Genomic DNA, 13017 nt, shown 5'->3' with positions numbered 1-13017 from the left:
TCCTCCTGCTCAGGCTGTTTCGAGCGGCAGCCGCGCGGCCACCAGCCAGCGGTGCCCGGCCGCCGGGCCCGCGGAAACCGTACCGCCGACGGCGGTGACGCGTTCGGTCATGCCGATCAAGCCGTAGCCGCCGGGACGCGTCGGCTTTGCGGCGCCGTCGTTGCCGACCTCCACCACGAGGTCGCGCTGGTCGCGGCGCACGCTCACGCGCACCTCGGTGGCGCGCGGCGCGTGGCGGCGGACGTTGGTGAGGGCCTCGGTGATCAGGCGGTGGACGGTGGTCACGACCTCGGGCGTCGCGCTGAGGCCGCCGAGGTCGTCGGGCACGTCGAGGGTGACGGTGCCGTCGTCGGGCACCGCGCGGTCCACGGCCGAAGCGAGCCCGGACGGTGGACTGAACAAGTTCTCCCCGTCGGTGCGCAGCGTGCCGACGAGCCGGCGCATCGACGCCAACGCCTCCGCGCCCGCCTGCTCGATCTCGGAGAACGCACTGGTGTCGCCGCCTTGCCGTTCGGTCACGCGGTGCGCGGCCTGCACGCGCACGACGATGCCGGTGATCTGGTGCGCGACCAGGTCGTGCAGCTCGCGCGCGAGGTTCAGCCGCTCCGCCGCGCGCACCTCGACGGCTTCGGCGCGGGCCCGCGCGTCGGCGTCGCGCAGCAGCAGGCCGATCGCGAGCGCCGCACCCCACGCGACGGCCGCGGCGGCGGAGAACAGCGCCGCGGGCGAGCCGATGCCGTAGCGGAACACCGGCGCCGTCACGGCCGCGATCCCACCGAGGACGGACAACGTCGCGGCGGGCGGGCGTTGCAGCCGGTGGCAGCACGCGCCGACGACCAGCGCGATCGCGAGCGCCTCCGCACCGCTGGGCTGCACCGGCAGCCGTTGCCCGAGCGCCGCGACGCCCGCCGTGACGGCCGTGCCGAGCAGCGACAGGCACGAAACCGCCGTCGCCACGAGCGCGACGTGATCCGGGAAACGGCGGCGCAGCACCGCGAGCACGGCCACCACGGGCCCCAGCCCGGGCGCGAAGTCCACGGCGATCAGCGCGAGCGTGCCCTGCGCCGGGCCGGAGCGCGCGAACACCACGGCGTCGAGCACCACGAGCACACCGAGCGCCGCGATCTCGGCGACCAGAGCGATGCGCGGGCCCACACGCTGGGTGGTCATGGTCCTGATCGTCTCGCGCCGGGGCGCGCTTCGCCTCCTGCGCGGGTGCGAAGTGCCTCGGCCGTGAGGCTGAGCCGGGCGGTCAGCCGAAACTCACCAGCGACAGCCAGGTGTCGAGGAACGCCGTGTCGCCCGTGAGCTTCGCGGTGGTGGCGGGCACCCGGGCGTAGATGATCAGCAGCAGGTCGGTCAGCGGCGCCTTGATTGTCACGGCCGGGTTCCCGACGGCGCCGGGGTGCCACGCGGGCAGGTCGCCGGTGAGGTCGACGGTCCACGACGCCGCGTGGTCCGTCGGCGCGAGGTGGATCGTGTGGCCGGGTCCCTGCAGCGCGCGGCGTTCGGGGAAGTAGTCGAACATCACCGGCAGGGAGCCGAGTTCCAGCCACTCGTCCAGGGTGTCGTGGGCGACGTCGCCGTCGAGCGTGAAGCTCTGCCCGAGGGCGAGCGTCACGTCGGCGCGGTGCATGGCCGTCTCGTGCAGGAAGCGGCGGGCGTAGAAGGCGGCCCGCGGCGCGCCGGCGGGGACGGGGGTCCAGACCTCGGCGTCGGGCCCGGCGTCGCGCAAGGTCGTCGCCAGGGCCCGGGCGCCGTCGGTGAGCCAGCTGCCCGGCCGGACCTCGTGGCCCGGGTTACGCAGGTAGTCATCGGCGGGGGCCTCGGACGCGCGCGTGCGCACGATTCCCTCGGCGTACCGGTGCCCCGCGCCGACGTGGTTGAGCAGCTGGCCCAGGCTCCAGTCCGGGCACGCCGCGATCCGCGTCGCGAGGTCGGCGCCTCTCGCCGTGGCCTGCAGCAGTTCGGTCTGCGCCACGATCTCGGCGGCCCGGCGTTCGAAATCCATGGTGGTCGTCCTTTCGGTTCGCTTCACCACGGAGTCGGCGCCGGTGCCGCCGACCGGACACGGTGGCTCAGGATTCTTCCGGCGCCGGGTCGATGGCCACGGACCGGGCGAGCGTCTCCAGCGGCGCGAGGGCGTCGAGGCGGCTCTGCAGCGTGGCGGACAACGCGTCGAAGGCGTCGCTGCCCAGCGGAACCCGCAGCGGCGGGTTCTCCTGGGTGCTGAGATCGTGGATCGCGCCGGCGACCTTGCCGGGGTCGCCCTGGTAGAGGTCGAGGCCGGAAGTAGCCGCGCACGGCCGCGACCGCGCCCTCCTGGTAGGCCGGATTTCCCGCGGGGAAGCTCGCCGCGTGGTGGAAGTCGGTGCGGATGGCACCCGGCTCCACGATGGTGACGCGGATGCCGAACTGGGCCACGTCCTGGGCGAGCGACTCGCTGAAACCCTCCAGACCCCACTTGACCGCGTTGTAGACGGTGTTGCCGGGGAAGGCCATCTGGCCACCGATGCTGGAGATCTGGAAGATGTGCCCGCCGCCGTGCTCACGTAGCGCGGGCAGCACGGCGCGCGTGATCGCGATCGGCGCGTGCAGCATCGTGGTGAGCTGGCTCTGCACGAGCTCGGGGCTCTGGTCCTCGAGGGCACCGATCACGCCGAAGCCGGCGTTGTTCACGACCACGTCGAGCGGCCCGCGGGCCAGCACCCGGCCGAGGACCTCGTCGATCGCCGGGAGGTCGCTGACGTCGAGCTGCTCGACCTCGATCTGCGAGCCGTACTTCTGCTCGAGGTCGGCCACGCTCTCGGGCCGCCGGACCGCGGCGACGACCCGGTCGCCGCGATCGAGCACGACCTCGGTCAGCGCCCGGCCCAAGCCGCGTGAGGCTCCGGTGACGAACCAGCGACGGACAGCCTTCACCTGCAACTCCAGGAACTCGCGCGGTGGGGGAAGCCGAGCGCGAGGCTAGGAGGAGCGGGTTCGCGTCGGCACCAGCGGGGTGGTGGTGGAGGCTTTCGGAAACACGTTGTGTCCGTCGGCCTCGGGCTTTTCCTTTCCCGGCCCGGGAAAGGAACGACTGTGCTACTCACTCGGGCACCGGCAGCTACGCCGTGCGTACGAGAGAGGTGACGCGGTAGGTCAGGTGCGTCATCGTCGGCGTGGTGACGGCGTCGGTGCGCTCCAGTGCCACGCGGTGGTCGGCGAGGTCGTCGAACAGCCGCACGCCGTCGCCGAACAGCAAGGGCACGAGGTGCAGCCGCAGCTCGTCGACGAGGCCGAGGCGCAGGTACTGGCTGATCGCCGAGCCGCTCATCAGCAAGACATCGCGTTCGCCCGCGGCTTCTCGGGCTTGAGCCAGCGCGGCTTCCGGGCCGTCGGTGACGAAGGTGAACGTGGTCTTCCCGCGCTCCAGCGGCTCGGCCGTGCGGTGGGTGAGGACGAACGCCGGCCGCTCGAAGGCGCCGTCCGGGCCCCAGACGTCGATGCCCATGTCGAACGTGGTGCGCCCGAGCACGAACGCGCCGGTGCCGGTGAAAAACCCGGCCATCACGTCGTGGTCGGCCTCGGTGCCGTGGGCCATCCAGGTGTGCAGCAGCTCGCCGTCGCGGCCGAGGCGGTTGTCGGTGTCCGTGCCCGGGCCGGCGACGACACCGTCGAGCGACATGCTGATCTCCGCGACGACCTTCCCCATCGGACTACTCCTTTGTGGTCCCGGTGTTCGTGGTCCAAGCGTCGCCCCATTCCGCGTCGCGCGCGGCGCGGTAGCGGGGGCCGTGGCGCTTGGACACGGTGACGCCGGAAGCGAGGCCATCCACCGTACACAGGTCGAGCTGCACGAAGCCCTTGTGCTTGCGCGGGTGCCGCAGGATCCGCGCGTCGGCGCGGTCGGCCGCGACGCCCGCCGGCGCCGCGACGACGTAGGAGAACTTCTCGTCCTCGAACCCCAGCGTGCCCGCCTTGATGCGCCGGTGCACGCCACTTCGCGGCAGACGCGCGGCGAAGTGGCACCAGTCCTCGCCGGGTTTGACGGGGCACTCGTCGTCGTGCGGGCACGGCGCGAGCACCGTGTGGCCGAGGCCGCGCAGCACGTCGCGCGCCGCGCGGACGCGGGCGAACCCGGCGGGCGTGCCGGGCTCGATCAGCGCCACCGCACCACCCGACGCGGCGAGCCAGCGCACGACCTCGTCGCGTGTGCGTTCCGGCAGCTCACCCAGGACGTACGACAGCGTCACCAGGTCGGCGGCCGGCAGCGGCGACGACGGATCGATCAGCCCGCGCTGCCACGTCGCCCCGCGGACCGCCGCGTCCGCGGCGCTCGCCGCGAGTTTCCGGCCCAGGGTGAGCGCGCCGGCGACCTGCTCGACGACGGTGCACTTTTCCAGCGTCGGCCACGCGCGGGCCGCGGCCCAGATCGCCGCGCCCGTGCCGCCGCCGACGTCGAGCTGCGTGCGCGGCGCGAACTCGGGCGCGGCCGCCGCCACTTCGCTGAGCACGGAGCTGACGGCCGAGTACGTGGCCGGCATGCGGTAACCCGCGTAGGCGGCGACGTCGAGCTCCGAGGTGAGGATCGGCGACGTCGCGGCTTCGCCGGAGCGGTAGCGCGAGCTGAGCTTGTCGACCGCCTGGGCGAGCCGGGATTCGGGGAAGCGGCCGAGCTCGTGGTCGAGGGCGGTTCGCAGGTCGTCGGGGAGGTGCGCCACGACCGAGAATTCTCCCACGCCCGATTTGTCCCCCGGGTAGGTGCCTGACCTGCTAGTTTCGGCCGCGGGGAAAAAGTTCGGGGGCCTTGTCGATCCAGTGGCCGCCCGTTCGACGTAAGCGTGACGGCAAGACCACAGAGAGAGGATCTCCCGATGCGGTTCATGGTGATCATGAAGGCGAGCGAAGAGTCCGAAGCCAACCAGCTGCCGACCACCGAGATGCTCGCCGAGATGGGCAAGTTCAACGAGGAGCTCGTCCGGGCGGGCGTGATGCTCGCCGGTGAGGGCCTCACGTCGAGCGCCGACGGTGCGCGCGTGCGCTTCGCGGGCAACACCGAGCCGACCGTGATCGACGGCCCGTTCGCCGAGTCCAAGGAGCTCGTGGCCGGCTTCTGGATCCTGCAGGTGAAGTCGAAGGAAGAGGTCATCGAGTGGGTGAAGCGCGTGCCCAACACGGACGGCGCGCACCATGAGATCGAGATCCGGCGCATCGCCGAGGCCGAGGACTTCGGCGACAACTTGACGCCGGAGCTGCGGGCGGCCGAGGAGAAGCTGCGCGCGGAAGCCGCGAAGAACGCGTGATGCGCTTCCTCGCGATGGTCAAGGCCAACGCCGACTCCGAGGCCGGCGTCATGCCGAGCGCCGAGCTGATGGCGCAGATGACGAAGTTCAACGAAGAGCTGGCGGCGTCGGGGCACCTCGTGCAGGCCGAGGGCCTCGCCCCCAGCTCGAAGGGCGCGCGGTTGGTCTACTTCGACGGCGAGCCGCAGCCGCAGGTGGTGGACGGGCCGTTCGCGGAGACGAAGGAGCTCGTGGCCGGGCTGTGGGTCCTGCAGGGGGAGTCGGTGGCGGAGATCGTCGAGCTGCTCAAGCGCGCGCCCAACCCCGACCTGCAGGCGGGCGTCGTCGAGATCAGGCCGCTCGTTCCGTGACGCCGCGCCCGCCCGAGGCTTGCTCTCGGGCGGGCCAGCCTGTCTGATGGGCCCGTGGAGACGCACGGTGCCGTGGAGGCGGTCTGGCGGATCGAGTCGGCGCGGGTGATCGCGGGCCTCGCGCGGATGGTGCGCGACGTCGGGCTCGCGGAGGAGCTCGCGCAGGACGCGCTGGTCGCCGCTCTGGAGCAGTGGCCGGAGACCGGCGTGCCGCGCAACCCCGGCGCGTGGTTGATGACCACCGCCAAACGCCGCGCCATCGACCAGTTCCGCCGCAACGAGACGTTCGGCCGCAAGCTCGACGAGCTCGGCCGGGAGCAGCAGGTCTTCGAGCCGGACCTCGACGACTTCGACGCGGTCCTCGACGAGGAACACATCGAGGACGACATCCTCCGGTTGGTCTTCACGGCCTGCCACCCGGTGCTCCCCACTCCGGCGCGCGTCGCCCTCACGCTGCGCATGCTCGGCGGCCTCACCACCGATGAGATCGCCCGCGCGTTCCTCGTCAAGGAATCCACTGTGGCGCAACGGATCGTGCGCGCGAAGAAATCGCTGGCCGACGCGAAGGTGCCCTTCGAGGTCCCCGTCGGCGAAGAGCGGATGGCCCGCCTGTCGTCCGTGCTGGAAGTCATCTACCTGATCTTCAATGAGGGCTACTCCGCCACCCACGGCGACGACTGGCTGCGCCCCGCCCTGTGCGAAGACGCCCTCCGGCTGGCCCGCGTGCTCACGGGGCTCATGCCAACGGAACCCGAGGTCCACGGGTTGGCGGCGCTGCTGGAGATCCAGGCTTCGCGGTCGGCCGCGCGGACCGGGCCGTCCGGGGAACCGGTGTTGTTGATGGAGCAGGATCGGGGTCGTTGGGACCAGTTGCTGATCCGTCGTGGGCTTGCGGCGTTGGCTCGTTCGGAGGAACTGGCCGAGGGTGCTTACGGGCCCTATTCGGCGCAGGCGGCGATCGCCGCGTGTCATGCCCGGGCGCGGGTGCCGGAGGAAACGGATTGGGCGCGGATCGCCGCGTTGTACACGGGGCTTGCGCAGCTGACGCCTTCGCCGGTGATCGAGCTGAACCGGGCGGTGGCGGTGTCGATGGCCGAGGGGCCTGAGGCCGGGCTGGAGCTGGTGGACAAGCTGAAGGACGAGCCGGCGTTGAAGAACTACCACCTCCTGCCGAGTGTCCGGGGGGATTTTCTGGTGAAGCTGGGCCGTCTGGCCGAAGCGAAGGCGGAGTTCGAACGCGCGGCGGACATGACGGGGAACGCACGCGAGCGCACTCTGCTGCTCGACCGAGCGGCGGCTTGCTGATCGGCGTTCTTCACGCTTCCACGAACACGATTCGTTCCGGCGGCACCACCAGTTTCACCGTCTGCCGCTTCACCTCCACCAGAGTCGCGAGCTCCGTCGACTGTCCTTCCGGGACGGTGAACAACCGGTCGTCGCGCGTGTCGAGGAAGTGGGCGAAGCCGGCCAGCGAGACGCCGCCCGTCTCGTCCAGAGCAAGGTAATCGGCCAGTCGGCGGAACAGCTTGGGCAGTAGTACGAGCTCATCCTGCAGCTGAGCCCGCGACCGGAGCCGAAAACCCTCAGTGGTCACGTCCGTTGCCCACACACCGCTCCCCGACGCTCGCGCGGACGAGGCAGCATCGGCCAGCGCCTGGCGCAGATCGACGTACAACAGCGAATAGAACGTCGGATACGTGAGACCCTCCGAAATCAACTGGAAATTCACCGAGTTCTTCAGCGTTTTCGTATCGAGGAACACCTCGCTGCCGTCCACTGAACGGCCGGGCCGCTGACCCGGGAAGGCGAACGCGACCGCGCGGCCGTACTTGTCGGCGAAGCGCGTGAGGATGTGCCCCGCGACTTTCTCCGGCTTCGCCGCCGTGACGATGCCACCTTCGCCCCGCATGACGGACGTGAAACCCAGCAGTGACACGAGCCGGTCGGCCGCGGCGTCGCCGAGCCCGGCGGGCTGGTGCAGCATCTCGCCGCCACGCGGACGGTAGTGGGTCTCGAGCGCGTCGATGGCGTCGAGGCGCAGCTGCATACCGCCACGGGAGTTGAGGCGGACGCGCAGGCCGGCCTTCTTCGTGGCGGAAGGGTCGTCGGGGTAGAACCGGACGGAGTCGCCGTCCGGTGCGGCACCGAGCAGCTGGAACGTGCCTTTGATCAGCGTCAGTGGCATGTGCACCACGGTAGGTCGCGCAGAGCCGGGTGTGTCCGGTTTTCATCCGGACAGCCCAGTCACCGCCTACAGTGGACGGTGACTGGTTGCCCGGAAACGCTGAAACCGTGTCAGGGGATCATGAAACCGAGTATGGTCGCCTGCAGCAGTGAGATCACGCCGACCACGGCGGTGAGGGCGAGCGACCACAGGAACGTCTGGCGCAGCAGTGATCCTTCCTTGCCGCTCTGCCCGATCGCCGTCGCGCCGATCGACAGGTTCTGCGGCGAGATCATCTTGCCCATCACGCCGCCGGACGTGTTCGTGGCGCCGGCCAGCACGGGGTTGAGGTGCAACTGCTGCGCGGAGATCACCTGCATGGGCCCGAAAAGACTGTTGGTCGACGCGTCGGAGCCGGTCAGGAAAACGCCGAGCCAGCCGATGTAGGCGGAGAAGATCGGGAACAGCACGCCGGTCGTGGCCAGCGCGAGGCCGAGCGTCTGCGTGGCGCCGGAGTAGTTCATCACGAACGCGATGGCCAGGATCATGAAGATCGTCGCCAGCGCCCAGCGCATCTGGTGCAACGTGTTGCGGTACGTCTGCACCAGTTGCTTCGGCCGCGCGCCCATGGCGAAGCCGGCGATCACAGTGGCGATGAGCGCGATCGTGCCGGGGGAGAAGAGGAAGTCGACGGTGAACGTCGCCGCGTACGGCGTGTCCTTCGGCGTGATCGGCGCATGCTGGATCACGTGGTTGTGCAGCCCCGGCCACGCGAACACCCAGTCGGCCTTGTGCAGCAGCTTCGTGAGGTCCAACCACACGGGCAGGTGCGCGAAGATCGTGCCGATCCGCGACAGGAAGATCGCGACGATCAGGATCACGTACGGCATCCACGCGTAGAGCGCACCAGGTTCGGACTTCGCCGCGCCCAGGCTCGCCGACTTGACGGGTTCCTCGCCCTCGAAACGCCACACGGTCTTCGGCTGCCAGAACCGCGTGAGCACGTACAGCGCGGCCATCGCGGCGAGGGCGGCGAGCACGTCGACGAGGCTCGCGCTGATGTAGTTCGACGCCGCGAACTGCATGAGCGCGAACGCCAGCCCGGCCGTGACGACGGCGGGCCAGACCTCCAGCATCTTCTTCCAGCCGGCCAGCACGACGATCAGGAAGGCCGGGATGATCACCGCCAGGAACGGCACCTGCCGCCCGACCATCGACGAGAACGCGGCCGTCGCCTCTTCCGGCTTGAGGTGCATGATCGGCCCGGTGAGGCGGCCCAGCACGATCAACGGGTTGCCGAGCCCGCCGAACGCCACCGGCGCGGTGTTCGCCAGCAACGCCAGCACCACGGCCTTCACCGGCGGGAACCCGAGCGCTGCCATCATCGCCGCCGTGATCGCAATCGGCGACCCACCGCCCGCGACGCCCTCCAGCAGCGCCCCGAAACTGAACGCGATCAGCAACGCCTGCAGCCGCCGGTCCTCACTGAACCCGGCGAGCACGCGCTTGATGCTGTCGAAGCGGCCCGTGGTCACCGTGACGTTGTGGAAGTACACGGCGTGGAACGCGATCCACGCCACCGACCACACGCCGAAGACCACGCCCATCACGGCCGAGTCGAGCGCGAGCCCCACCGGCATCCGGTAGAGCAGCAGCGCCACCCCGAGCGCCGTGATGAGCGCCAACGCCGCCGACAGGTGCGCCGACAGCTTCACGACGCCCAGCGCCACCAGCAACACGATGATCGGCAGCGCGGCGAGCACCGCGGACACCCACAGCCCGCCCGCCGGTTGGTAATCCTGGATCCAGGTCACGCGTCAGCCCCTTCGCTGATCCGTCCGGCCCTCCCGACTGCGGCGGTTCCGGGAGACCCAGGGGTTTCGTTTCCTGCCGACCACGGCGGATGCCGAGCCGGCCAACGCTGGCGGCGGGTGTTTCGGCTGCGGCCGGAGCCAAGCCTGGGGTGGGTCGGGTTTACTGGTCACGACGGCGACCGGTTTGGCGTGTGTCAGGCTGGCTCGGGCTGGGGTGCGCGGAGTTGCCGCGGCACGAGCCCGGCGGAGGGTCGAGCCGGTCGCGGTGGCAGCCGGCGCGAGGGCTGTCGGTCGCGGGTGGACCGAAGCCGAGCCGGAGCTGGGCTGGGACGAGACGAGGAGCCCTACCGGCTCCGGACGTACCCCAGCCGAAGCGAAAGCGCCGCAGCCGTCCCCGCCACGGTCGCGCCCAGTTCCTCCACGCGGCGCAGCACCCGGGGCGCCGGACCGGCCACGCTGATCGCCGCGATGGGCCGCCCGGAGTGGTCGCGGACGGCGGCGGCGACGCAACCCACTTCAGGCTCATTCTCGACGTCGTCGATGGCCCACCCGCGGCGGCTCGTGCGGGCGAGGTCGTCGAGGAGCCGGCCGGGGTCGATGATGGTCTTGAGGGTGAGGCTGTCGAGCTTCATGCGGCGCACGCGCTCCACCCGGTCCATCTCCGGCAACGCCGCGAGCCACGCCTTGCCCAGCGAGGTCGCGTGCTGGGGGCGGCGCGTGCCGAGACGGCAGGCGAGTGTGACGGCGCTGGCGCTGCGCTCGGTGGCGACGTAGACCATGGTGTCGTTGTCGGGCACGGCGAGGTAGGTCGTCTCGCCCGAGCGTTCGGCCAGGGACGCCAGGTAGCGCGGCGCGCAGCGGTGCAGGTCGGTCGCGGCCATCGCGCGGGCGCCGAGTTCGACGAGGCGCGTGCCGAGGCGCACGCGGCCGGTCACGGTGTCCGCTTCGAGGTATTCGAGCCGCTTGAGAGTGCCGACGATGCGGTACGCCGCGCTTCGCGAGAGCCCTAGTTGCCTCGCGATCGCGTTGGTGGAAATCTCCTGGTGCTGCCCCACGTGTTCCAGCACCGCGAGCCCTCGCTCCAGCGTGCCGCTCTGGTCCAGCCCTCGTTCCGTCACGTCGTTCGCCCCTTCGCCCAAATTCCCGCTCATCGGCACGTGTTTCCGCTAAGCGGGGTTGGACGCTAACACCTCGGATGTATGGACGGAAGATCTTGACCTACTTTCGTATTATGGCAGGTCAAGGTTGCCCTGAATGGTTCAACCTCCGATCGTTAGGACGACTAACAAATCATTCACAAGTCCGAATAGGACAGCCGCCGGCACCCGGCCCGGAAATCGTTACCCTGCGTACGTGCGAGCGGTGATCGGTGTCCGGATGCGGACCACGGCCGTCGCGGTGGTGGTGCTGGCGCTGGCCATCGCGGTGGCGTGCGTGGTCGTCGTCGTGCTGCTCGAAGAATCGCTCGACCGCAGCGTGACGGAGAGCGCGCGCAGCACCGGCCGGCAGGTCGCCATCCAGCTCGTCCGCGAAGGCTCACGCGACCTCTCCGCCAGCGACGTCGCCAGCACCGGCGACACCGAGGCCGTCACGCAGGTGCTCGACAAGGTCGGCACGCCCATCGCCGGCGACCCCGCCATCACCGGCCACCCGCCGCTGACCGCGAACCGGCCGGAGCCCGGCCGGGAAACCGTCGAAACCCTGCCGCTGGACCTGAACGGCGACGGCGCCGACTACCGCGTCGTTTCCCAAGGCGTCAGGGGACCGGGTGGGCCTTACATCGTCATCTCGGCGAGATCCCTCGAACCCGTCACCGAAGCCTCGACCCGGCTCACCCTTCTGCTGGCCCTGATTTCCCTGCCAGTCCTCGCCATTGCCGGATTCGCCGTCCACCGATCCGTCGGCGCGGCACTGAGGCCGGTGGAACGCATGCGCCGCACCGTCGCCGAAGTGTCCACAAGGGACCTCACCGCGAGAGTCCCGTTGCCACCCGGTAACGATGAGGTCCACCGCCTCGCCGTGACTCTCAACGAGATGCTCACCCGGCTGCACTCCGCCCAAGCCGCGCAACGCCGGTTCGTCGCCGACGCCAGCCACGAGCTCCGCAGTCCGCTCTCGACGATCAGCACCGCCCTCGACGTCTCCGGCCGCCACCCCGAGACGACCGGCGAGCTCGTCCCCGTGATCACCCGGGAAACCGCGCGCCTGCGTGAACTCGTCGACGACCTCCTCATGCTCGCCCGCACCGACGACACCACCGACCGCCCCGCCACGACCGAAGTGGACCTCGACGACATCGTCCGCGCCGAGGGCAGGCGCATCCGCGCGGAAGGTCCCGTCACGATCGAGGTCCGCGCCGGGCCGGCCAAAGTCCGTGGCAGCGAAGCACAGCTGAGACGGGCCGTGCGCAACCTCGTCGACAACGCCCGCGGCCACGCCCGCGAACGCGTCCGCATCGCCAGCTGGGTCCACGAAAACACCGCCGTGGTCGAGGTCAGCGACGACGGCCCCGGCGTCGCGCCCGAAGACCGCGAGCGCGTCTTCGAACGGTTCGTCCGGCTCGACGCCTCGCGACAGCGCGGCCACGGCGGCACCGGCCTCGGCCTCCCGATCGTCGCGGGCATTGCCGCGCGCCACGGCGGCCAAGCGTCCTATGTGGACGTCACCGACCCCAGTTATCCGGGCGCCCACTTCCGGATCGAACTGCCCTGCCTCGAGGAGGACTGACCGTGCGGCTGCTGATCGTCGAGGACGAGCGCGAGCTCGCCGAAACCCTGCGCCGGGGACTCGTCGCGGAGGGGTTCACCGTCGACGTCGTCCACACCGGACCCGACGGCCTGTGGTCGTCCACCGAGCACGACTACGACACCGTCGTGCTCGACATCATGCTCCCCGAGCTCTCCGGCTACGAAGTCCTCAAACGCCTGCGGGCCAAGGAGAACTGGACGCCCGTCCTCATGCTCACCGCCAAGGACGGCGAGTACGACGAGGCCGACGCGTTCGACCTCGGCGCCGACGACTACCTGTCCAAACCCTTCTCCTTCGTCGTCCTCGTCGCCCGCCTCCGGGCCCTGCTCAGACGAGGTGCCCCCGCCCGCCCCGCCGTGCTCGCGGCCGGCGACCTCAAACTCGACCCCGCCGCCCGCACCGTCCACAGGGGAGAGCGGCGGATCGACCTGACCGCCCGCGAGTTCGGTCTGCTCGAGTTCCTGCTCCGCCGCCAGGGCGCGGCGCTGACGAAGAACGAGATCATCGGTCACGTGTGGGACGCGCACTACGAGGGCGACGAGAACGTGGTCGAGGTCTACGTCGGCTACCTCCGGCGCAAGATCGACGCCCCGTTCGGCACCCACACCATCGAGACCGTGCGCGGGGTCGGCTACCGGCTCGTCACCTGAGCGAAC

At 70.5% G+C, this 13017-nt stretch carries 13 protein-coding genes; 5 read left to right on the top strand and 8 right to left on the bottom strand.

Annotation, left to right across the window (positions count from 1 at the left end):
* Positions 1–9 precede the first annotated feature (9 nt).
* From ABZU76_RS10715 to ABZU76_RS10695, 5 genes are all read right to left on the bottom strand, one after another.
* On the bottom strand, positions 10–1170 hold the full coding sequence (locus ABZU76_RS10715; RefSeq protein ID WP_354867298.1) for a histidine kinase: 1161 nt from the start codon (positions 1168–1170) through the stop codon (positions 10–12).
* 82 nt (positions 1171–1252) lie between these two features.
* Positions 1253–2011 carry a maleylpyruvate isomerase family mycothiol-dependent enzyme gene (locus ABZU76_RS10710; protein ID WP_354867296.1) on the bottom strand — a complete coding sequence of 253 codons (759 nt, stop codon included), beginning with the start codon at positions 2009–2011 and terminating at the stop codon, positions 1253–1255.
* A gap of 23 nt (positions 2012–2034) precedes the next feature.
* Positions 2035–2922, bottom strand: a complete 888-nt coding sequence (locus ABZU76_RS10705; protein WP_354867294.1) for an SDR family NAD(P)-dependent oxidoreductase — start codon at positions 2920–2922, stop codon at positions 2035–2037.
* 184 nt (positions 2923–3106) lie between these two features.
* Complete coding sequence (locus tag ABZU76_RS10700) at positions 3107–3694, bottom strand: dihydrofolate reductase family protein (protein WP_354867291.1); 588 nt, start codon at positions 3692–3694, stop codon at positions 3107–3109.
* A 4-nt stretch (positions 3695–3698) separates the two neighbouring features.
* Complete coding sequence (locus ABZU76_RS10695) at positions 3699–4721, bottom strand: small ribosomal subunit Rsm22 family protein (protein WP_354867288.1); 1023 nt, start codon at positions 4719–4721, stop codon at positions 3699–3701.
* A gap of 135 nt (positions 4722–4856) precedes the next feature.
* On the opposite strand from ABZU76_RS10695, the gene ABZU76_RS10690 reads away from it, so the two are divergent.
* From ABZU76_RS10690 to ABZU76_RS10680, 3 genes are read left to right on the top strand one after another with little or no spacing between them, the layout of a single operon-like run.
* Positions 4857–5285, top strand: a complete 429-nt coding sequence (locus ABZU76_RS10690) for a YciI family protein (protein WP_354867286.1) — start codon at positions 4857–4859, stop codon at positions 5283–5285.
* Positions 5285–5635, top strand: a complete 351-nt coding sequence (locus ABZU76_RS10685; RefSeq protein ID WP_354867283.1) for a YciI family protein — start codon at positions 5285–5287, stop codon at positions 5633–5635. Before ABZU76_RS10690 ends, ABZU76_RS10685 begins: the two co-directional genes overlap by 1 nt.
* Before the next feature lie 54 nt (positions 5636–5689).
* Entirely contained in the window at positions 5690–6940 is a 1251-nt protein-coding gene (locus ABZU76_RS10680) for an RNA polymerase sigma factor (protein WP_354867281.1), read from the top strand.
* Positions 6941–6950: 10 nt separating this feature from the next.
* On the opposite strand, the gene ABZU76_RS10675 is transcribed toward ABZU76_RS10680, so the two are convergent.
* The 3 genes from ABZU76_RS10675 to ABZU76_RS10665 form a co-directional block, all read right to left on the bottom strand.
* Complete coding sequence (locus ABZU76_RS10675) at positions 6951–7820, bottom strand: nuclease (RefSeq protein ID WP_354867278.1); 870 nt, start codon at positions 7818–7820, stop codon at positions 6951–6953.
* Between the two features lie 110 nt (positions 7821–7930).
* Entirely contained in the window at positions 7931–9613 is a 1683-nt protein-coding gene (locus ABZU76_RS10670; RefSeq protein ID WP_354867275.1) for an L-lactate permease, read from the bottom strand.
* A 344-nt stretch (positions 9614–9957) separates the two neighbouring features.
* A complete protein-coding gene (locus tag ABZU76_RS10665) occupies positions 9958–10731 on the bottom strand; it encodes an IclR family transcriptional regulator (RefSeq protein ID WP_354867272.1) in 774 nt (257 codons plus the stop codon).
* A gap of 235 nt (positions 10732–10966) precedes the next feature.
* On the opposite strand from ABZU76_RS10665, the gene ABZU76_RS10660 reads away from it, so the two are divergent.
* Both ABZU76_RS10660 and ABZU76_RS10655 read left to right on the top strand, forming a co-directional pair.
* A complete protein-coding gene (locus ABZU76_RS10660) occupies positions 10967–12340 on the top strand; it encodes a HAMP domain-containing sensor histidine kinase (RefSeq protein WP_354867270.1) in 1374 nt (457 codons plus the stop codon).
* A 2-nt stretch (positions 12341–12342) separates the two neighbouring features.
* The gene (locus tag ABZU76_RS10655) at positions 12343–13011 is read left to right on the top strand and encodes a response regulator transcription factor (protein ID WP_354867267.1); all 669 of its coding nucleotides are present in this window, start codon (positions 12343–12345) and stop codon (positions 13009–13011) included.
* Positions 13012–13017 lie beyond the last annotated feature (6 nt).

This window comes from Amycolatopsis sp. NPDC005232 (genome assembly GCF_040607795.1).
Lineage (GTDB): Bacteria > Actinomycetota > Actinomycetes > Mycobacteriales > Pseudonocardiaceae > Amycolatopsis.
Note: the sequence above shows the minus strand (reverse complement) of the source record. Positions and strands in the feature narration are given on the sequence as shown.